At 38.1% G+C, this 19,525-nt stretch carries 22 protein-coding genes; 17 read left to right on the top strand and 5 right to left on the bottom strand.

Features of this window, described 5'->3' with window-relative positions:
- The first annotated feature begins 83 nt into the window (after positions 1-83).
- From trpD to ACTS4L_RS03715, 9 genes are all read left to right on the top strand, one after another.
- Complete coding sequence (trpD, locus tag ACTS4L_RS03755) at positions 84-1,031, top strand: anthranilate phosphoribosyltransferase (RefSeq protein ID WP_440615613.1); 948 nt, start codon at positions 84-86, stop codon at positions 1,029-1,031.
- 410 nt (positions 1,032-1,441) lie between these two features.
- The gene (locus ACTS4L_RS03750; RefSeq protein WP_440615614.1) at positions 1,442-1,945 is read left to right on the top strand and encodes a hypothetical protein; all 504 of its coding nucleotides are present in this window, start codon (positions 1,442-1,444) and stop codon (positions 1,943-1,945) included.
- Between the two features lie 114 nt (positions 1,946-2,059).
- Complete coding sequence (gene hpf, locus ACTS4L_RS03745) at positions 2,060-2,416, top strand: ribosome hibernation-promoting factor, HPF/YfiA family (RefSeq protein ID WP_440615615.1); 357 nt, start codon at positions 2,060-2,062, stop codon at positions 2,414-2,416.
- A 43-nt stretch (positions 2,417-2,459) separates the two neighbouring features.
- Positions 2,460-2,912 (top strand): PTS sugar transporter subunit IIA, encoded by a 453-nt coding sequence (locus tag ACTS4L_RS03740; RefSeq protein WP_440615616.1) that lies wholly within the window; start codon positions 2,460-2,462, stop codon positions 2,910-2,912.
- 34 nt (positions 2,913-2,946) lie between these two features.
- On the top strand, positions 2,947-3,378 hold the full coding sequence (locus ACTS4L_RS03735; RefSeq protein WP_440615617.1) for a hypothetical protein: 432 nt from the start codon (positions 2,947-2,949) through the stop codon (positions 3,376-3,378).
- A gap of 39 nt (positions 3,379-3,417) precedes the next feature.
- Complete coding sequence (rapZ, locus tag ACTS4L_RS03730; RefSeq protein ID WP_440615618.1) at positions 3,418-4,284, top strand: RNase adapter RapZ; 867 nt, start codon at positions 3,418-3,420, stop codon at positions 4,282-4,284.
- Positions 4,281-4,676, top strand: a complete 396-nt coding sequence (locus ACTS4L_RS03725; RefSeq protein WP_440615619.1) for a PTS sugar transporter subunit IIA — start codon at positions 4,281-4,283, stop codon at positions 4,674-4,676. The genes rapZ and ACTS4L_RS03725 overlap by 4 nt, the downstream gene beginning before the upstream one ends.
- On the top strand, positions 4,673-4,963 hold the full coding sequence (locus tag ACTS4L_RS03720) for an HPr family phosphocarrier protein (RefSeq protein WP_440615620.1): 291 nt from the start codon (positions 4,673-4,675) through the stop codon (positions 4,961-4,963). The genes ACTS4L_RS03725 and ACTS4L_RS03720 overlap by 4 nt, the downstream gene beginning before the upstream one ends.
- Positions 4,964-5,058: 95 nt before the next feature.
- Entirely contained in the window at positions 5,059-5,382 is a 324-nt protein-coding gene (locus ACTS4L_RS03715) for a hypothetical protein (RefSeq protein ID WP_440615621.1), read from the top strand.
- Positions 5,383-5,389: 7 nt separating this feature from the next.
- Here ACTS4L_RS03715 and ACTS4L_RS03710 read toward each other — a convergent pair whose 3' ends face one another.
- Complete coding sequence (locus ACTS4L_RS03710; protein ID WP_440615622.1) at positions 5,390-5,767, bottom strand: YidH family protein; 378 nt, start codon at positions 5,765-5,767, stop codon at positions 5,390-5,392.
- Between the two features lie 142 nt (positions 5,768-5,909).
- Between ACTS4L_RS03710 and elbB the strand changes: the two genes are divergently transcribed.
- Positions 5,910-6,605 (top strand): isoprenoid biosynthesis glyoxalase ElbB, encoded by a 696-nt coding sequence (elbB, locus tag ACTS4L_RS03705; RefSeq protein WP_440615623.1) that lies wholly within the window; start codon positions 5,910-5,912, stop codon positions 6,603-6,605.
- Here the strand turns inward: elbB and alr are convergent.
- From alr to ACTS4L_RS03685, 4 genes are read right to left on the bottom strand one after another with little or no spacing between them, the layout of a single operon-like run.
- Positions 6,536-7,690, bottom strand: a complete 1,155-nt coding sequence (gene alr, locus ACTS4L_RS03700) for an alanine racemase (protein WP_440615624.1) — start codon at positions 7,688-7,690, stop codon at positions 6,536-6,538. The two genes, elbB and alr, sit on opposite strands and share 70 nt — an antisense overlap.
- 38 nt (positions 7,691-7,728) lie before the next feature.
- Complete coding sequence (locus ACTS4L_RS03695) at positions 7,729-8,328, bottom strand: anthranilate synthase component II (protein WP_440615625.1); 600 nt, start codon at positions 8,326-8,328, stop codon at positions 7,729-7,731.
- Between the two features lie 7 nt (positions 8,329-8,335).
- On the bottom strand, positions 8,336-10,159 hold the full coding sequence (gene pabB, locus ACTS4L_RS03690) for an aminodeoxychorismate synthase component I (protein ID WP_440615626.1): 1,824 nt from the start codon (positions 10,157-10,159) through the stop codon (positions 8,336-8,338).
- Positions 10,152-11,663 carry a class I adenylate-forming enzyme family protein gene (locus ACTS4L_RS03685; RefSeq protein WP_440651712.1) on the bottom strand — a complete coding sequence of 504 codons (1,512 nt, stop codon included), beginning with the start codon at positions 11,661-11,663 and terminating at the stop codon, positions 10,152-10,154. Before ACTS4L_RS03685 ends, pabB begins: the two co-directional genes overlap by 8 nt.
- Positions 11,664-11,922: 259 nt before the next feature.
- On the opposite strand from ACTS4L_RS03685, the gene ACTS4L_RS03680 reads away from it, so the two are divergent.
- From ACTS4L_RS03680 to ACTS4L_RS03650, 7 genes are all read left to right on the top strand, one after another.
- Positions 11,923-13,269 (top strand): dihydroorotase, encoded by a 1,347-nt coding sequence (locus ACTS4L_RS03680; protein ID WP_440615628.1) that lies wholly within the window; start codon positions 11,923-11,925, stop codon positions 13,267-13,269.
- A gap of 448 nt (positions 13,270-13,717) precedes the next feature.
- On the top strand, positions 13,718-14,371 hold the full coding sequence (pyrE, locus tag ACTS4L_RS03675) for an orotate phosphoribosyltransferase (protein ID WP_440615629.1): 654 nt from the start codon (positions 13,718-13,720) through the stop codon (positions 14,369-14,371).
- Positions 14,372-14,513: 142 nt separating this feature from the next.
- Positions 14,514-14,780: a 30S ribosomal protein S15 gene (gene rpsO / locus ACTS4L_RS03670; protein ID WP_440615630.1), complete on the top strand. Its 267-nt coding sequence runs from the start codon at positions 14,514-14,516 to the stop codon at positions 14,778-14,780.
- Positions 14,781-14,827: 47 nt separating this feature from the next.
- Positions 14,828-16,903 carry a polyribonucleotide nucleotidyltransferase gene (gene pnp, locus ACTS4L_RS03665; RefSeq protein WP_440615631.1) on the top strand — a complete coding sequence of 692 codons (2,076 nt, stop codon included), beginning with the start codon at positions 14,828-14,830 and terminating at the stop codon, positions 16,901-16,903.
- 13 nt (positions 16,904-16,916) lie between these two features.
- On the top strand, positions 16,917-17,261 hold the full coding sequence (gene erpA / locus ACTS4L_RS03660; RefSeq protein ID WP_440615632.1) for an iron-sulfur cluster insertion protein ErpA: 345 nt from the start codon (positions 16,917-16,919) through the stop codon (positions 17,259-17,261).
- A 537-nt stretch (positions 17,262-17,798) separates the two neighbouring features.
- Positions 17,799-18,965, top strand: coding sequence for a metallophosphoesterase (locus ACTS4L_RS03655; protein ID WP_440651710.1), 1,167 nt, complete (start codon positions 17,799-17,801; stop codon positions 18,963-18,965).
- 24 nt (positions 18,966-18,989) lie between these two features.
- The gene (locus ACTS4L_RS03650; RefSeq protein WP_440615634.1) at positions 18,990-19,445 is read left to right on the top strand and encodes a nucleoside deaminase; all 456 of its coding nucleotides are present in this window, start codon (positions 18,990-18,992) and stop codon (positions 19,443-19,445) included.
- The last annotated feature ends 80 nt before the right edge of the window (positions 19,446-19,525 follow it).

Here is a 19,525-nt window from a genome sequence, read left to right as displayed (position 1 = left end):
TGCATACGCCCCAAAAGCAGACGAAACAAATTTAAAGCTTTAGAATAGAGTGTAAAGAATAAAAAATAAAAGAAGGTGAGTTTGTGGAAATTGAGTCATTAGTCAATCAATTGCTAAGTGATGAAACAAGTGAAGATCAGCAGTATCAAATCATTCAACAGATAGATGCTGAACTATATGGAGAGCAAACACTTTTTGAATTAGCGCGGACATTTCTAAATTATAGTATTAAAGTGGAAAACCCTTTTGCTGAAACAGTGGATATTGTTGGTACTGGAGGCGATGGTTGTCGAACCTTAAATTATTCAACGCTAAGCGCATTAATGGTGCATGAGTTAGGTGCTAAGGTTGCCAAGCATGGTAATCGTTCGGCTACATCAAAGTGCGGTAGTTTTGACTTTTTACAAAAGCTTAATGTTGAAATTCCTGATAACCCAGAAGTCGCATTGAGCTTATTAAAAGAGCAAGGAATGGTTTTTTTATTTGCGCCATTTTTTCATCCGATTTTTGCCAAAGTGGTTAATGTGCGTCAACGCTTTGCTAAAGAGGGTAAACGCACTTTTTTTAATGTATTGGGTCCTTTGCTGAATCCAATGCAGGTTAAGAGAATTGTTGCAGGGGTTTATGATGAACGCTTACTTAAGCCGTATCTTTATGCGCTTAAGCATTTAGGTGTCACGCATGCCTACATTGTGTATGGTGATGGGATGGATGAGTTTTCAGTTTGTGGTGCCAATAAAGTAATTAAACTTGATCATGAGGAAGTCACCGAGTTTAGTTTGCATCCAGAGCAGCTTGGATTTGTGCGTGGCAGACTAGATTACTTAGAAGCTGGCGATTTGTATCAGAATTTGGCGGAGTCAAAATCGTTATTAAATAATGAAATGTTAGGTGCTAAACAGGATACATTGATATTAAATGCAGCTGCTGCGATGCATGTTGCTAGTGGTTTTGTTGATACTCTATCAGCTGAGGTTAAGTTGATTAAAGATGCGTTATCACAAGGGAAGTTTGCGCATTTAATCCCCTAATCAATATCATGTTTTATGAGTAAAGCCAAAATAAGCATGTTGGAATTGCGTAATGGTCTGGAATAGCTTTGTTTAAAATAAGGGTGATGATAAAAAGAGATCACCTTGCAGTACATAGATGATGAGAAGGGAGGGAGTGTACTGCAAGGTAATTTCGTGGTCTCAAGGTTACGATCACAGGACATACTGAAAGAGAAGGGAGAGAGAAAAAAGTTTGCTCTGTGATCGTGATCCCCTTGAGTGATGTTAGTATCACAAGTCAATATTAAGGTAAGCTTAAGATGTTAAAATAATTTTAAAAAATTTGCTTGTACTCAAAAAGAGCAAAGAAGCATGATCTGTATTTGATTTCTAGCAAGGGCTTTGCTAAAAGATAATGTACTTAAGTTCTAAAAAATATGTGATAAATTATGCAGACAATTAAAAAATATCTTGCGGCTCCTGTGTTTGTTTTGTTGACTGCAGGCTTGAGTGTTGCAGATACTGCCAGTAAAGCAAGTGATCAAGTTAAAATGGAAGATAATCCGGCGACACAAAGTTGCTCAGCAAAAACCAATGATTGTAATTTTGGAAGTAATTGGGAGCTGTTTAAACAAAATGTCTCAGATACAGCGCGCTCAGGTACAGAAGTAGCTAAAGATGCAGCTAATAAGGCAGGTGATTATGCACAGCAAGGTTGGGATAAAACAAAATCAGCCACAGCTGAAGGATGGCAAAATACTAAAGATGCTAGCAATGATGCTTGGGAGAAAACTAAGAAACTAGCAGCTGATGGTTGGCAAAATACCAAAGAGGTGGCGCAAAAAGGCGCTGAAAAAATAGATAACTATTTTAATGCAAATGAAAACGATAAGAGTAAAACCCAAGAGCCAACGAATTCAAAAAATCAAGCACAATCACAAGAAAATAATTGATAAAATTATGCTGAACTTGCTGGCAATTCATGCGTGTTGGCGCTATCTTTGAATTATTAAAGTTGACTTACAAACCCCCACGATATTCGTGGCTATACAATGGAGGACTGCACTATGCAAATTCAAATTACAGGTCGTCATTTAGAAGTTACCCCTGCATTAAAGCAATATGTAGATGAAAAGTTGAGTAAACTTGATAATCATTTTGATCATATTATTGCTGCACGCGTCATTTTGTCGGTTGAGAAAGGCAAGCAAATGGCTGAAGCCGTGATTAACGTGCCAGGAACTGAGTTTGTGGCTAAGTCAGATTCACAAGATATGTATGCAGCTATTGATATATTGCAAGATAAACTAGACGCTCAAGTAAGAAAGCATAAGCAGAAATTAAAAGATCATCGTGCTGAGCGTCCTGAAGCCGAAGCATTAATGGCTGATGACGAAGTAGTGGATATTGATGAGGAACGTTGATAGAATAACGTACCACTTCGTTGAATAATTCATCATAAATCTTATGAACTTTTTGTCTTCATTTATTTCTCCGCAACGCGTTATTAATAAAGCAGCCTTGCAAAGTCAAAAGCGTGTTTTCGAGGTATTAAGCCAGTTATTAAAAGATGATGATATCGATATCACTGCTGATACGATTTATCAGAAGCTTTTTGAGCGTGAGCGCATTGGCAATACTGCTATTGGTAAAGAAGTTGCTGTACCCCATTGTCGAATTGAGGGGTTAACGATGACGCGTTTGGCTGTGTTAACCTTGGAAGAAGTGATTGAATATGGTGAAGAAGATCGCAAAGTTAGTATTGTCATTGCTGCAATTTTTCCGCAAAACGTCAACGATGTACATATTAAGTTTATGGCTGAACTGGTAAAATTTCTAAAGCAAGAAGGCGTACTTGAAAAAATTAAAGCCGCCAATTCAAATGAAGCGCTTTATCAGCTCTTTTTAGGTAATGTTTAATTCTCTTGTACATCATTATTTAAGAGAAGCAACGATGAGATACTGGCATGCAAGTCTTGTAACAAATAATATTGATACTGGATTGTTAGTGATTGGCGCGCCAAATGTCGGTAAAACAGAATTTTGTTATCACTTGATCAAATATTGGGGTTTTTATCTAGTCGCTGATGATTTGGTGGGTGTTACTCAAGTTAACGATGTATACCAAGGCGCTTTATGTAATGATCAATACTTCGCTATTATGCATCACAAAGAAAAAGACTTTATTCAAGTTGAAAAAGCAGTAGATCAATCGATCATTAGCTGTGTTGTTTACCTATATAAGCAAGTGAAAGACCCAAAATATATCAACAAAGCAAAAACTTTAGCTTTACCTTTAATTGAAATTGATGTCTTTGACAAAGCTTGGCATGAGTGTGCTAAGCAGTTGCAAAATAGATTAGGGGAAATACGAAAGCTTTGGTAAACTGAGCAAATTATGATGAGTGGAAATGGTGTAGGTTGCGTGAATAGTACATCCAAATCGGTTGTGCTTTTAGCTGGTGTTTCTGGTGCTGGCAAGTCAACTGTTTTGAGTATATTGGAAGACCAAGGTTTTTTTTGTATTGAAAATTTACCTTTATTTTTATTGGAAGAAACGCTTGCGTATGTTTTGAGTCATCCTCAATACAAACAAAATATTGTTATTTCATTGGCACCACACTCATTCCTAGCAAATGAAAACTGTCATGTTAAACATTTGCAAGATAAGTATCAGATGAATATTACTTATTGGTATATTGAGGCCAGTAGAAATGTATTAATTAAGCGTTATGATGAAACCCGTAGGCGTCATCCTTTTTCCGATAACAAAATGACCCTAGAACATGCGATTGATGCCGAATTTACCGTTTTGGAAAGCTATGCCAGTATTGCAGACTATACTTTAGATACAACCAATTTAAGTTTGCAAGAACTCAGAGAAATAGTCTGTCAAAAACTCTTGGGGCAGGGCAAACTATCCAGTCAGATTAAGGTTTTTTCATTTGGCTTTAAATATGGCATGCCGCAAAAGGCCGATTATCTTTTTGACGTTCGGAGTTTGCCTAACCCATATTGGGATAAACGTTTGCGCTTGCAAACAGGGCTTGACCTTGATGTGATTGAATATTTGCAAAAACAGCCACAAGTACTAGAAATGATAGACGATATCAGCAAGTTTGTTTTGAAATGGTGTGAATTACAGCAGCAGCAAGGCAAAAGCTATATTGATATAGCCATAGGTTGTACAGGCGGTCAACATCGATCAGTGTATATTGCTGGGCAGCTGGCTAAGCGATTAAAAACAGACTTTGATAATGTGATTGTAGGTCATAGGGAGTTAAAAGGATGATTGGAGTTGTACTGATTACACATGGACGAATTGGGCAATCAATGGTTGAAGTAGCAACACGTTTGGTTGAGATCCAAAAAGATTATATTCAGGTGGTTTCATCCTGCTCATATGATCAACCAGAATTATTAGTGCGTGTTGAAAGTGCGTTTAAAAGCATGCCTGATTGTGATGGCTTCTTAGTGTTAACAGATCTTTTTGGCGCAACACCGACGAATGTAACGCAATCATTTATGCGCGCTTATCATCTAGCGGTTATTACAGGGCTTAATATGCCAATGCTCTTAAAGGCATTGACATATCATAAGCAGGCGTTATCGTTGGATGAGCTTGCAGAAAGAGTCTATGATGCATCAAAGGCGTGTATTGTATTAGAAGAAGGTGATAAGTGAAAGAAACACAAATGAAAGCGATTGATTTAGTATTGATTAATCAGTTGGGATTACATGCACGAGCAGCTTCTAAGTTGGTTAATTTAGCCCTTCGTTTTGGTAGCGAAATTGAGGTGGAGGTTGTCAAAACCGGTATTAAGGCAAATTGCAAAAGTATCATGGGATTGATGATGCTTGGAGCCAGTTGTGGCACATCTATTCGTTTAAGTGCAGAAGGTGATGATCAGGAGGAAGCACTTGATGCTATTAGAGTCCTTATTCAGGATCGATTTGGTGAAGAAAGTTGAATATTAATAGAAATCTTAAGCTTGACTTAAGTTTACATTTTTAGAATGATTCACATCGTTGAGTTTTATAAACCTAGACAAAAGAGGAACAAGTCATGGCAAATCAGTATACAGGAAGTTTTGAACACATTATTCAACAGAAATATAACTGCAGCGCACGAGAAGTTTTAGAGCGTTGTGCTGATGAGGGGATGACCTATCAAGATGCTGAAAAGATGCTTGGATTTAAACATGGTACGATTCGTAAATGGGCAAATCGCTTTGACATTAAATTAAAATCTGGCATCGTTGAAAAAACGGTTAAGCGTGATAGCTTTATGAAAATGTTTAAGCAGCAGGGGCTAAATAAATATAATGTCTTAAGCCGTTGTTGGGGTGCTAAAAAGCACAAGCTTGTATTGATCTCAACAAATGCTTAATAAAAGCTTAATAAAGTAACATATACCACGCATAAGTTACCATAAAGATAGTAATCACTAGTAATAGAAGTCCTAGAAAAATGTCTGGGATGCGTGTTTTGTAGCTGATGGTTTCAGGTGCAGTAATGTTTCGTCTGTTTATCGCAAAGCGGACTGATGAAATAATGATGATGACAACCGCGATAAGCATGATTAAAATGCCGATGATTTCAGCGGATTGTGACATCATGTGACTTGCTCTTACACCAACACCTTTTGCCATAATTCGTAAGAAAATATCAAATTTCTCAATTAAAAAACCAAATGCCATGAGTGCAATGGCAGTTCTCACCCAAGATAAATAGGTTCGCTCATTCGCAGCGTGGTCATTGAAGTGTTCTATCATACGAATCCTTAGCCGGTTCTTTTATACTTAACTGAATCTGAGTCTAGACGATATTATTGTCGTTTTCCTCGATATTTATTGCATTACTTGTCTGACAATTTATGATTGGCGATTGTAAGGTACAAGAATATAGGAAGTTATGATGCATAAATCAAAGAAAGTAGCTGTATTACTGGCAGGCTGTGGTGTTTATGATGGTAGTGAAATTCATGAGGCTGTGTTGACATTATTATCTTTATCAAAACGTGATATTGAATATGAAATAGTTGCACCAAATATTATGCAGCATCATGTGGTTAATCATCTAACAGGTGATGAAGAGCCGCAATCACGTAATGTGTTGGTTGAGGCAGCACGCATCGCGCGGGGTGAAATAAAGGATATATCCCTAGTCAATGCAGATGATTATGCAGCGTTGATTATCCCAGGCGGTTTTGGCGTGGCTAAGAACCTATGTGATTTTGCCTTTAAGCAAGATAGCAGTTTTGTCGTTGAGCCAATTGTTGTAGCATTTATTAACAAGTTTAAAAATGCACAAAAGCCTGTTGGCTTTATCTGTATTGCTCCTGTGATTGCCGCAGCAATATATCCCAATGTGGCGTTAACGATTGGCAATGACCAAGCAACGGCTGATATTGTTGAGCATAAAGGCGCTAAACACGTTAATAAATGTGTCACTGAGGTTTGTATTGATCAAGGAAATAAAGTGGTAAGCACCTCTGCGTACATGCTCGGACAAAGTATTGCAGAAATTGCATCAGGAATAGATCACTTAGTTGAAGCGGTTGTGTATTTGATTGCAGATCGTGTTGTCTGCGCATCAGCAGAAGTTAAATAAAATCGTTTAACACGTGGATTAATCGCGGTAAGCATGGCATAACTTGAAGTACCTATTTGCTTGGCAACATCATCCACTAATAAGTCAGATGAACCAAACAAAGTCACAGTATCTCCAATACTAATATCAGCATGATTGCCAATATCGATTGCCATAAGATCCATTGAGACTTTTCCAGCACTTGGATAGAGCTTGCCGTTGATTGCCATCATGGTGCCGTTGGGAGCGGCTTGTGGATAGCCGTCACCATAACCAATTGTTACAATGGCGATTTGGGTTTTTGCTTTGGCAATATATTGGCGGTTGTAACCCACGGAATCCCCCACGTCAATGAATTGAATCGCAACAACATGGCTATGCAACGTCATAACAGGTTTAAGTGGGCACTTTAATAATGGGTGTGCGGCAGCGCATGCACCATAAAGTGCTAAACCGATACGAATGGTATTGGTATTAAAATCATCATCATTTAAAAGTGAGGCAGCTGAGTTAAAAGCACTGATATGAGTAAGTGACTTATCTTTGATTAATGCTTGAAAGCGTTGTAACTGCTTTAATGTAAAAGATTGATCGCAAGACTCAGACTCTGCCAAATGGGTTAGTGCATTGATGGGTTTATGGTAAGATTGCGCCTTGTGATAAAGCGCTTCAAACTCGCCTTCTGATAATCCCAAACGGTTCATTCCAGTGTTGACTTTAAGCCAGATCTCAGCGTGATCACTTTGAAAATACTCATGTAATAACGCATATTGATAAGCGCTATGGATAATTGGAATAAGTTTATAGTCAATAAGTGTTTGCACCATGTCTTTGGAAAAAAAACCTGAAAAAATAATGATCTTGGTTTTCTCGATTCCTGCCAAAATAAGTTCAATACCTTCTTCAACGCTGGCAACACCAAAATAGTCGCATAAGCCATCTAGCGCCTTGGCAACTTCAACAGCACCATGACCATATGCATTTGCTTTGAGCATAACAATGATAGATTTATTTTCGTGTAGTGCACGGATGCTAGTTAAGTTGGTTAAAAGATGAGAAAGATTAATATTCGCAAAGGCACGTAAATTGTGATGTTTTGCTGTCATACTGATCATGCTAAAAGGTATTAAATCGATTGATTTAACTAGGATAACGCCTTTTGCTCTAAGCACAAGCGCTTATTCGCTAAAAGAAAGTTTTGTAATGTTTTCAATCCTGATTCTGTTAAATAAGCTTCAGGATGATATTGAATGCCATAAATGGCTAATTGTTTATGTGCAAATGCCATCAGTTCATTGTCCATGGTAAGTGCTATCGGTTGAAAATCATTTGGTAAGCTATCTATATCAACAATCAATGAGTGATAGCGCGTCACCATTAAAGGAGATTGTAGTCCTTGATACAATGGATGGTTAGTAAAATCAATTGAGCTGCATTGTCCATGCATGACATTGGCAGCGTGAATGACTTTAGCGCCAAAGTATTGTGCTAATAATTGATGACCTAGGCAAATACCTAAAATAGGCACATTGCTATCAATCATCCGTTTGATTTCAGGGTATAAATGCGTTAATTCATTCGGGTGTCCGGGGCCTGGTCCTATAATGATGGCAGTAAATTGATTGTAGTCAATGAATCGATCAAGTTGATCTGATTTGAAAGAGACAATTTCTTCGCCTAATTGGGCAAAATAATCCATCAAAATATGGGCAAATGAATCATAATGATCAATAAACAGTAACATCTTAAATTTATACTTCTTGCATGGTTGTTTTTGCACTTAAAAAGCACGGTATTCTACCTCGAACATCATTAATAAGGTAAATGTTTTTGCTTAATTTTAATTCTCCTACAGATATTGAACGCTCATGAATTTGCCCAGATTGAAGGAGTTTAGCGCGGGCAATGCCAGGTAACAAGCCATCATTAATCGGTGGTGTATATAAGACACCATCGATTTCAACGATAATATTATAAAAACGTGCCTCAGTTAGGTGGTTTTGTTCATTAAAGAAAATAAGCTCACAATTTGGCTTATCGGCAATATATTGGCTGTGTTTCTGTGTGTAAAATCCGCGTGTGCTGTGATCGTCCGTTTTATGCTGCCATAATGGGTTATTTGAATCTATTTTCTCAGGACAAATAAACAGTTCAATGCAATGAGCTTTTGATACTTGTTCAAGGAGTTGATGGCTAATAGTCGAACGACCGTTATAATCCGTGCTGACTCTTAGTTTATATTGTTCATTATTTGAAAGGCTAAGCTTTTCACAATAGCTTAATAATGCACTTTTTAACCGCGCTATATCCAAAGCAAAGTGTAAAACACATGCCGAGTTTAATAAACGCTCAAGATGTAAATCACACGATGTAAGTCCATTTTTACTGTAAAGTATGCTTTCAATTAACTGAAATTTTGGCTGATACAAACGTTTGATAAATTGAATTTTAGTAGTCATTTCCTGCCACTCATCGTCTCGTGTAGATTGAATGGTAAAGCCACCTCCAACACCACAATGCCATGGTTCATTATTGTGTTGCGTTAATGTGCGAATAGCAATATTAAAACACATATCATTGTTTGGCATAATATAGCCAATGCAACCGGTGTATAAGCCACGTGGTTGTTCAAGCTGCTGAATAATCTCCATCGTACGTTTCTTGGGCGCGCCAGTAATTGAACCACAAGGAAATAAATGCTCAATAATATCGACAAAAGGAATATTGCTATCGACTTTGCCGGAAATCGTCGAGGTCATTTGGTAAACACTTTTATAGGCTTCAATAGCAAAGGGCTTGATAACTTCAATAGATCCGGTATGGCAAATGCGTGCAAGATCATTGCGTAATAGATCAACGATAATTAAATTTTCGGCTTTGTTTTTAGGATCAGTACGCAAGAATTCATATGATTGTAGATCCTCATCTGGATCATCAAAACGTTTACTGGTGCCTTTCATTGGTTTCACTGTGATGGTATCTTCTTGCTTTTTAAAAAATAGCTCAGGTGAAAAGGATAAAACGGTCATTGGCTTAAAAGGCAAAAAAGCACTATAACTAACGGGTTGTTGCGCTTTCAGTTGTGTGTAAAGCTCATAAGCAGCTAAGCTTGATCGCAACTTAATGCGTTTAGTGTAATTGATCTGATAGCTTTCACCATGGGTTAATGCTTGTTGTATGCGGTTGAAATCTTGAGCGTATTGTGATTTAGGTAATGAGTCATAAATAAGATCAATAGCAGGGTGCTTAGAAGAAGCTGTTCTGGGTTGAAAGTGTTTTGGTGAGCATTGCTCAAAGGCAACAAAATGTAATAATGGCGAGGGATTATGCGTCTTAGGATTTGTCCTTAAGGAGGCGAAATCAGGATTTAAGTAATATGAAGCCTCATAGCTAATAAAGCCAGCAAGATATAAGCCTTGTTGTTGTAACTCGGCTAACTTCTCAAATGCAGAGGTTAGCATCTTGGGGTCAGTGCATAGGACTTCACTATGTGGTTCGCTAAAATAAAAACTCTTGTCATTACTATCTAAAGTGTTTTCAAGATAAGCAAATGGAGGTAGGTGATTATTAGGCATTGTTGATCTCTGTTTTTAAGCGAAAGCGGTCAATTTTACCGGTGATATTAAGTGGTAATTGCGGGTATAAATAGAGTTGATCAATATGTTTATATCGAGCAAGAAAAGGCGTGATAAATGTGTTAATTGCCTCTAAGGTGAGTGACTGATTATCTTTGGTAGCAATGCACGCACAGACAAGCTCTCCCCATATTTCATCAGGCTTACCAATGATGGCAACTTCTTCAATTTGCGGCATTTGATAAAGATAATGTTCAAGTTCTAAAGGGGCAATTTTAGAGCCACCTTTAACAATGATATCTTTAATGCGCCCAAGAAAGTATAGATGATGCGTATCATCAATATAGCCATAATCGCCTGTGGCTAACCACTTTCCTTGGTGAGAGATCGGCTGCATTGGTGCTTTAATATATAGCTCGCCAATATCTCGTTGCTCAGTATTAACAAACCTAAGGTCATCATGTTTAATTGGTTCAATTTTCATCTTAATATCATCAAAAATTTTGATTTTATTATAAATACTCGACTCTGTGAGATTTTGCGCGTAGCCATAAACTTCTGTCATGCCTAAACCATTTAGTAACGGTGTGTTAAAAGTTTCTTTGATCAAATGTATTAACGATTCACTTGGCTGATCACCTGCAACACTTAAGTGCCTAAGTTTATGGTTTATTGGCGTTTTTTGTGCTTCAACTGCTAGTTGGTAATACATCGTTGGCAAGAGTGCCAATGCTGTAATTTGATGTTTTTCAATTAGTTTGAGTGAAGCCGCTGCATCAAAGCTAGGCGCTAATATCATGCAATTGCCTAGAGCTATATTTGGTAATAGCTGATACGAGAAGGCATAGGCGTGATTAAATGAAAGATGTACAAGGGATATATCCCCTTTATTAAGACCATAATCAAATTGACGTGCATAGGCGTAGGCTAGAATTTGCAGGGTATAATGCCCGTGAAAGTTATAATGTCCACCCGTGCCAGAGCTTATGTGATAGGTAATACCTTCACTTTGGGTTTGAGGTGAATTGCTGATCTTAATGCCGGAAATTTTCTTTAAGTTCTGTAAATAATCTAAAGCATTATCAATAATAACAAGTTCAATCTGCTTAGTCTGGCAATAGTTACTAATTGCCTCAGAGTACTGCTTTGGTTCAATCACTAACAGATCCGGCTTGGCTCTTTTAACAAGCTCAAGTAATTCATTAGCAATAAAGCGCGGGTTGACGGGTGTGCAATTGATTCCTTGATGCCAACTTGCGAAAAAAAGCCCAACAGAAAGAGGAGAGTTATGTATTGCAAACATGACTTTAGTTGTGTTGTTTTCTTTTAACCACTGGGCAATAGTAAAAGTGTAATCATGCATGTCTGCATAACTCAGCACTTGGTCTTGATAGATAAACATCGGAGCTGTATCTAAACGTTTTAGATGCGCTAAAAAATGATCAACTGTTTGAATGTCTAAGGGTGTTAGCATATTGGCTTCTTTATTTATGTATTTATGCATAAAGCGATAGGGCAGTATTTTAGGATAAAGGTTGGCTTAAAACAATTGAATCTTTTAGTGCACGCTTTGCCATATAATGATGTATAAAATAAGTTGCATCAGCTAGCACCTCTCCCCTTGTGGGAGAGGTCGTTCAGCTTAGGGTGAGCGGGTGAGGGGGAAGTAAAACGCAACTTATTCTTGATTCATTACTATAAAAGTGGAGTATGCTGATATAGAATGATGGCATTGCATAGTGAGCTAAAAGGATGATAAAGCGATGTCAAATTATTTAATTAAATCACCAACGATTGTCAATGAAGGTAAAATTTTTGTTGCCGATGTGTTAGTAAACGAAGGTAGAATTGCAAAGATTGCACCAGATATTTCAGCTTCTCCTGATGTTAAAATCATCGATGCGGAAGGATTGCATTTGTTACCTGGCATGATCGATGATCAGGTGCACTTTCGTGAACCAGGGTTGACACACAAGGCAGATATAGAAAGTGAGTCAAAAGCTGCCGTTGCCGGCGGTATTACATCGTATATGGAGATGCCTAATTGCAATCCGGCAACGGTGACAATTGAGCGCCTTGATGCGAAAAAAGCGTTAGCGGCGACAAAGTCACATGCTAACTATGCTTTTTATCTGGGTGCGACGAATGATAATGTTGATGAATTGAAGCGTTTAAAACCAGGTGATGCTTGTGGTGTTAAGATCTTCATGGGCGCATCAACCGGTAATATGTTGGTTGATAATGTCAAAACATTAGAAAGCTTCTTTGCCAATTGCCCCATTTTAATAGCAACGCACTGTGAAGACACGCCAATGATTACACAAAATGAAGAGGTGTATCGCGCGCAATATGGTGAGGATGTACCGTTTGATTTGCATCCTTTGATTAGAAGCAGAGAAGCTTGCATTAAATCATCGACCTTGGCAGTAGACTTGGCTAAAAAGTTTAATACTAAGCTTAATGTGCTGCATATTACTACCAAGGATGAGTTGCAATTATTTGCTGAGAATAAAAATACCCCACTTGCTGATAAGCGCATTACTGCTGAGGTTTGCGCGCATCATTTATTCTTCTCACGTAATGACTATCACACACGAGGTGCTTTAATCAAATGCAATCCTGCGATCAAAGAAGAAGAGGATCGTTTGGCATTGTTACAAGCTGTCAATGATAATGTATTAGATGTTATTGCTACGGATCACGCACCTCATACTTGGGCTGAGAAGCACCAAAGCTATTTCAAAGCACCGTCTGGCTTGCCACTGGTGCAGCATGCATTATTGTCATTACTTGAGCATTATCATCAAGGTGTTTTTTCATTGGAAAAAGTCGTTCAGAAAACATCACATGCACCAGCGACAATCTATCAGGTTCAAGAGCGTGGCTTTATCCGTGAGGGTTATTGGGCTGATTTGGTATTAGTGGATCTTAATGCGCAAAACCATATAAGTGATGTTGCAGCAAAATCAAAATGTGGTTGGTCACCATTTAGTGGTTTGAGCTTTTCATCAACCATTAATAAGACATTTATTAATGGTGTTTTGAAATATGATCATGGGCGCATTGTTGCTGATAACCTGGGGGTTAGTTTGGATTTTGCTAAGTTTTAAATTTTGGATTGAATTATTTATGTTTCGGTTGAGTTAATTTATCACTGCTCTTTTGATTAGCAGTCATCCAGTAGAATCCGTAGTAAATCATGTCGTTACTCCTTGATGTGTATTTATTGATGGTTGCTGTTTGTTTTGTCCGACTTTGACTGCTTAAGTTCTTGTTCTATCTGCTCTTGTACTAGCCAGTGCATCATGTAGTAAATCATAGTCATCCTTAATATGGGGGTGCGTTGATATGTCGCTATTATGCAGTCTAAAAATTTAAAATGCAGTTTCAAGGATGTAATTGACTGTATTGATTTTGATACATTTGTTGATATTAAGCGCCCTGGTTAAGCGTGGCTGTCGAATGCTCATAAACTGCCAAGCAACTAAATATTGCAAAATAGTCAGTGATAAGTATATTAAGGCTACTATAGGAATAAGGTTGTGTAAGTTAGTGAAGATGAATGACTATAATTTTTTTGATGTTGCGATTGAGGCGTCGGCACTTAAGTTTGGTGAGTTTACGTTAAAATCTGGGCGCATTAGCCCCTATTTCTTTAATGCAGGGCTGTTTAATCATGGCAAGACCTTGCATCAATTAGCGGAGTGTTATGCAGCTAAATTAATCGAAAGTGAGGCGCAGTTTGATGTATTATTTGGTCCTGCTTATAAAGGTATCTCGCTCGCGGCACTTGTTAGCTCTATTTTATATAGTCGCTATGGTAAAGATGTTGGGTTTTGCTACAACCGTAAAGAGAAAAAGGATCATGGCGAAGGAGGTGTGCTTGTTGGTGCTGATATCAAGGGCAAAAAAGTATTAATTATCGATGATGTGATTACTGCGGGCACTGCCATTAAAGAAGCTATTGATATTATTAAAAATCATGGTGGAACCATTGAAGGTGTTTGTGTTGCATTAGATCGCCAAGAAGTGGCTCCTAATCAAGAGATATCAGCCGTTAAAATGGTTGAGAAAACTTACCAATTTCCTGTTTATGCCATTGGCGGTTTAAGTGATTTAATCGATTATCTTCAATCAAAAGGTCAGATTGAACATGTGTTAATTGAATGTATGAAAACCTACCAACGAAAGTATTCAGTGGCGCAAAAATAAGCTTTGGCTTTGCTTGTTGTTTCTCAAAAAAGCATGTATTATACGCCCGTTGCTAAACTGTCACGATATTTTTTTATGATTAAACATATGAAATGTCACATGGGAAGTTTAACAAAAGAAATAAATCTTAGGAGAAAATACTATGTTAAGCACCGAGCAAAAACAAACGATCGTTTCTGAATATCAACGTTCAGAAGGCGATACGGGCTCACCAGAAGTACAAGTTGCGTTATTGACAGCGCGCATTACCGGGTTGCAAGGACATTTTGCATCACATAAACAAGATTTCCACTCAAGACGTGGTTTATTGCGTTTAGTTAGTCAGCGTCGTAAGCTTCTTGACTATTTGAAGAGCAAAGATATCGAGCGCTACCGCGCATTGATCGCACGTTTAGGTTTACGTAGATAAGATCAAAGATACGACACACCGCAAAACAATGATAATAAGGTACACACGTGAAAATATTTAAAGAAGTCTTTCAGTTAGGACAACATCAAGTAACGTTAGAAACGGGATCGATGGCGCGTCAGGCGGCAGGTTCGGTTTTGGTTACTATGGGCGACACCGTTGTATTGGTAACGACTGCAGCGCGAAAAGAGGCTAAAGAAGGTATAGATTTCTTCCCATTGACAGTCAACTACCAAGAAAAAGCATACGCAGCAGGTAAGATTCCAGGCGGGTTTCCACGTCGTGAAGGGCGTCCAAGTGAAAACGAGACATTAACGGCTCGTTTGATTGATCGTCCATTGCGTCCGTTGTTTCCAGAGGGTTTTTACAATGAGGTTCAAGTTGTGGCAACGGTATTATCGTATGATCCTGAGGTACCGCCGGATATTCCAGCGCTGATCGGTGCTTCGGCTTCGTTGGTGTTATCTGGGGTGCCATTTGAGGGTCCTGTTGCGGGTGTGCGTGTCGGCTTTATTGATGGGCAATATGTTTTAAATCCATCATTTGCCAAGCTAGATATTTCAGAGTTGGATTTAGTTGTTGCCGGTACCAAAGATGCCGTATTGATGGTTGAATCGGAAGCCAAAAGCTTACCAGAAGATGTAATGCTTGGCGCTGTTTTATATGGTCACAAAGAAATGCAAGTGATCATTGACGCGATTAATCACTTAGCGAAATATGCTGCTAAGCCGCGTTGGGAATTTATGCCACAAGCGGAAAATAAAGCATTAAAAGAGCAGATTAAATCACGTTTTTACAGTGAGATTAAAGCGGTTTATCAAGAAACTGAAAAACAAAAACGTGTTGAGGCAATCAATCAATTACGCAAAACAGTGGTTGAGACTGTTATTGCTGATGAGACTGAATTAGAAGAAGTTTCTGTAGAAGAGATTAAAACGATTTTCCACGACATTGAAAAAGAAGTCGTTCGTAAAAATATTTTAAGTGGTTTGCCACGCATTGATGGTCGTGATACACGTACAGTGCGTCCGATTAATGTGCGTACGGGTGTTTTGCCTAAAGCGCATGGTTCAGCTTTGTTCATGCGTGGTGAAACACAAGCATTAGTCGTTACAACTCTAGGTAATGATCGCGATGCACAGTTGGTTGAAACATTAGGTGGTGATAAGAAAAACCGCTATATGTTACATTATAATTTCCCGCCATATTCAGTGGGTGAAACGGGGATGATTGGCACACCTAAGCGCCGTGAGATCGGTCATGCCAATCTTGCTAAGCGTGCGACACAAGCCGTTTTCCCAAATGAAGATGCTTATCCTTATGTTATTCGTGTAGTGTCTGAAATTACGGAATCAAATGGCTCAAGTTCAATGGCAACCGTTTGTGGTTCATCATTATCAATGATGGATGCTGGCGTGCCGTTGGCTGCTCCTGTTGCGGGTATTGCAATGGGGCTCATTAAAGATGGTGACAAGTATGCCGTATTGTCCGATATTTTGGGTGATGAAGATCATCTAGGTGATATGGACTTTAAAGTAGCCGGTACACGCTACGGTGTGACCGCTTTGCAGATGGATATCAAAATCAAAGGTATCACGCGTGAGATCATGCACGCAGCATTGGAGCAAGCCAAAGAAGGTCGTTTGCATATTTTGGGCATTATGAATGAAGTGATTTCTGAATATAAAACAGAAACCTCTGACAATGCACCACAAGTTGAAGTCATTACAATCGATCCAAGCAAAATCCGTGATGTGATCGGTAAAGGTGGAGCTACGGTTAAAGGCATTACCGAGAAGACGGGTGCCTCAATTGATACCTCTGATAATGGTGATGTGAAGATTTTTGCCAAGAGTCGTAATGCATTAAATGCTGCTATTGAAGAAGTATTGGCGTTAACAGCTAGTGCTGAAATTGGTCAAACCTATAGCGGTAAAGTCGTTAAAGTATTAGACTTTGGCGCATTTATTAATATTCTACCAGGTAAAGATGGCTTATTGCCATTTGCTGAGCTTGAAAGTATTGGTGTTAATCCAAATACGATGGCAGAAGGCAAAAGCATGAATGTTATGGTGCAAAATATTGACCGCATGGGCAAAATCAAGCTTGTGCCAGTTCAATAAATAAGGGAGCAAAATGAGCGTTCAACAAGCACAGCCGCTTAATTTTACTGATGCAGCTGCTTTGAAAGTAAAAGAGCTGATCTCAGAAGAAGACAATAACGATTTGAAGTTGCGCGTATATATCACCGGTGGTGGTTGTTCGGGTTTTCAATATGGCTTTACCTTTGATCAAGAGCAAAAAGAAGATGATATGATCTTTGAAAATCATGGTGTTTATTTATTGGTTGATGCGATGAGTTTTCAATATCTTGTTGGCGCTGATATCGACTATAAAGAAGATGTTGAAGGTGCTCATTTTATTATTCGTAACCCGAATGCCAAAGCCACTTGTGGTTGTGGTTCTTCTTTTTCTGTTTAAATTTCTTTGTCTTAATATATATTCAATATAGAGCATAAGTAATAATGCAAATATTATCAGATGCTCTTTGGATTCTCAGGCTTAATCCGAATGCTCATTATTGCCAGAGAGCCATTGTTTAGTAACGTTGCATAAAAAGGTTCATCATCTCATACCTCGCCCCTTGCGGGAGAGGTCGTGCAGCTAGGCTGCACGGGTGAGGGGGATTTGATTTATTACTTGATAACTACTTATGTATAATGGTGAGCGTATTAATATAGGGCGTATGCAATACGCCGCTACACTTAAAGGATATGCATAACCACAGGGCTTATGCGATATGCCCCTACGGTTTATTTGCATAAATCGCACTCATTTTACGTAGTTCCCACGTATAAAAATAACCTTAATTAAGATTATAATTGCTGCTAACGGCAACGCTATGTAGGTGCGAAATTTATTGTGAAATTTTTGGCAAAGTTATATTGTGGAGTGTTTTCACTAATGCTTGTAAGTTGTCAAAGCTTGCAAGCTAGTGATCAGTTAGATTTTTTAGTTATGAGTGATATTCACTTAAATATAAGAAAAGACAAGCCGATGCAGATTATGCCAAAAGGTTATCATTCATCAAATGATTTGGATGCTAAAACATATCAATCTTTCATGCAGCAAGTCAATCAACATGTAAAGCTGACTCATATTAAAAAGCCCAATTTTATATTGTTACTAGGTGATTTGGTGGGGCATAAAATGCGTAATATATACATGGATAGGCAGCAGTTTGTTCATGAGAATCAATCGGCAGTTTACAAAATATTGATGAGAGAGTTCCCTAAGACACCGATTATTAGTGTTTTTGGTAATAATGATAGTTTTGAAAAAAATTATGGCAGATTTACGTACCAAGGCAATAATATGTATCAAGTGATTAAGGGGGTGGGCTTTAAAAATGGATTGCTATCGACAGGGAAAGTGTGTGATAAAACTCGAATTTACCCATGCCTTGACGTTGATAAGATAAATGAAACGGATGGGTATGGTGTAGTTAAAATTGCGCCAAAACTTGAGATTTTAGCACTAAATAGTGTGATGTTCTCAGTTGAACATTCATTACGATCAAAAGAGGATGTTGCTAAAATCCAAAGGCAGTTGGCGTTTGTTAAAATGGTACTGGAAATAGCCAAAGCCAAGCAAAATAAAGTAATTATTGCAATGCACATTCCAGTGGGATTAAATATTTATGATGGTAAAGATTTTTGGCATAAAAATGAAGCCAAAGAGTTTATGAATTTGCTTAACCGTTATGAAAGTGTTATCGCTGGTGTTTTAGTGGGGCATACACATATGGAGGAGTTGAAAACCCTTAAACTTAAGCATCGATTGCTAGGAGAGTACTTTACTGCAGGACTGTCAACTTCCCATGGCAATCTGCCATCAGTTAAAACCTTTCATTTGATAAATACAAATAAAACATGGCGAATTGAGGATTATACAAGTTATGCTTTTAGTCAGGCTAGTAACCGAGTGATAACGCCAAATAGCTCAGTACTTTACTTAAATACCGTGTATTCATTTAAATCTAAGTTTTGTAAGGATGCAGCAGGTGATATTAATCAGTGCCTTGATTCTATGAACTTTCATCAGTTATTGCCATTAGTAACGCTACACAACCCAAACTATCCACATTATCGTTATAAGTGTTTTGACTGTTTCAATTATGGTTAATCCGCTACTCCATAAGGAACTCTAATGAACAAAACAGAGAGTCATAAAAAGCATATGATGCTTGCTTATAAAATGGCATTAAAAAGTTACCATGAAGGTGGGTTACCAATTGGCAGTGTTCTTGTTATAAATGGTGAAGTAGTTGGGCAAGGACATAATCAAAGAGTTCAAAAAGGCAGTTCTATTTTGCATGGAGAAATGGATTGCTTGGAAAATTCAGGTAGATTGGCTGCCACTGATTATCAGAATGCAATTTTATACACGACACTTTCTCCTTGTAGCATGTGTTCAGGTGCAATCCTCCTTTACAAAATACCAATGGTTGTAATAAGTGAGAGAGAGAATTTTTATGGTGCTGAAGCGCTTTTAACTCAAAATGGAGTTAAGATTTTGTGTTTGGAGGATAAAAAATGTACGGCATTGATGACAAATTTTATGGATGAAAAGCCTGAATTATGGAGTGAAGATATTGGCATTTGAAATTATCATTCTTATTGCTAGGTAATGAATCAAGAATAAGTTGCATCAGCTAGCACCTCTCCCCCCCTTGTGGGAGAGGT

The organism is Cysteiniphilum sp. 19S12-1 (assembly GCF_052030685.1).
Taxonomy (GTDB): Bacteria; Pseudomonadota; Gammaproteobacteria; order Francisellales; family Francisellaceae; genus Caedibacter.
This window is presented reverse-complemented; position numbering and strand designations above follow the sequence as displayed.

What these genes read in the sequence shown, in the direction of transcription:
- ACTS4L_RS03750 (WP_440615614.1), top strand. Translation starts at nt 1,442, where the DNA reads ATGCAGACAATTAAAAAATATCTTGCGGCTCCTGTGTTTGTTTTGTTG.
- hpf (WP_440615615.1), top strand. Translation starts at nt 2,060, where the DNA reads ATGCAAATTCAAATTACAGGTCGTCATTTAGAAGTTACCCCTGCATTA.
- ACTS4L_RS03740 (WP_440615616.1), top strand. Translation starts at nt 2,460, where the DNA reads ATGAACTTTTTGTCTTCATTTATTTCTCCGCAACGCGTTATTAATAAA.
- ACTS4L_RS03735 (WP_440615617.1), top strand. Translation starts at nt 2,947, where the DNA reads ATGAGATACTGGCATGCAAGTCTTGTAACAAATAATATTGATACTGGA.
- ACTS4L_RS03725 (WP_440615619.1), top strand. Translation starts at nt 4,281, where the DNA reads ATGATTGGAGTTGTACTGATTACACATGGACGAATTGGGCAATCAATG.
- ACTS4L_RS03715 (WP_440615621.1), top strand. Translation starts at nt 5,059, where the DNA reads ATGGCAAATCAGTATACAGGAAGTTTTGAACACATTATTCAACAGAAA.
- ACTS4L_RS03710 (WP_440615622.1), bottom strand. Translation starts at nt 5,767, where the DNA reads ATGATAGAACACTTCAATGACCACGCTGCGAATGAGCGAACCTATTTA.
- elbB (WP_440615623.1), top strand. Translation starts at nt 5,910, where the DNA reads ATGCATAAATCAAAGAAAGTAGCTGTATTACTGGCAGGCTGTGGTGTT.
- alr (WP_440615624.1), bottom strand. Translation starts at nt 7,690, where the DNA reads ATGACAGCAAAACATCACAATTTACGTGCCTTTGCGAATATTAATCTT.
- ACTS4L_RS03695 (WP_440615625.1), bottom strand. Translation starts at nt 8,328, where the DNA reads ATGTTACTGTTTATTGATCATTATGATTCATTTGCCCATATTTTGATG.
- pabB (WP_440615626.1), bottom strand. Translation starts at nt 10,159, where the DNA reads ATGCCTAATAATCACCTACCTCCATTTGCTTATCTTGAAAACACTTTA.
- ACTS4L_RS03685 (WP_440651712.1), bottom strand. Translation starts at nt 11,663, where the DNA reads ATGCATAAATACATAAATAAAGAAGCCAATATGCTAACACCCTTAGAC.
- ACTS4L_RS03680 (WP_440615628.1), top strand. Translation starts at nt 11,923, where the DNA reads ATGTCAAATTATTTAATTAAATCACCAACGATTGTCAATGAAGGTAAA.
- pyrE (WP_440615629.1), top strand. Translation starts at nt 13,718, where the DNA reads ATGAATGACTATAATTTTTTTGATGTTGCGATTGAGGCGTCGGCACTT.
- rpsO (WP_440615630.1), top strand. Translation starts at nt 14,514, where the DNA reads ATGTTAAGCACCGAGCAAAAACAAACGATCGTTTCTGAATATCAACGT.
- erpA (WP_440615632.1), top strand. Translation starts at nt 16,917, where the DNA reads ATGAGCGTTCAACAAGCACAGCCGCTTAATTTTACTGATGCAGCTGCT.
- ACTS4L_RS03655 (WP_440651710.1), top strand. Translation starts at nt 17,799, where the DNA reads ATGAGTGATATTCACTTAAATATAAGAAAAGACAAGCCGATGCAGATT.
- ACTS4L_RS03650 (WP_440615634.1), top strand. Translation starts at nt 18,990, where the DNA reads ATGAACAAAACAGAGAGTCATAAAAAGCATATGATGCTTGCTTATAAA.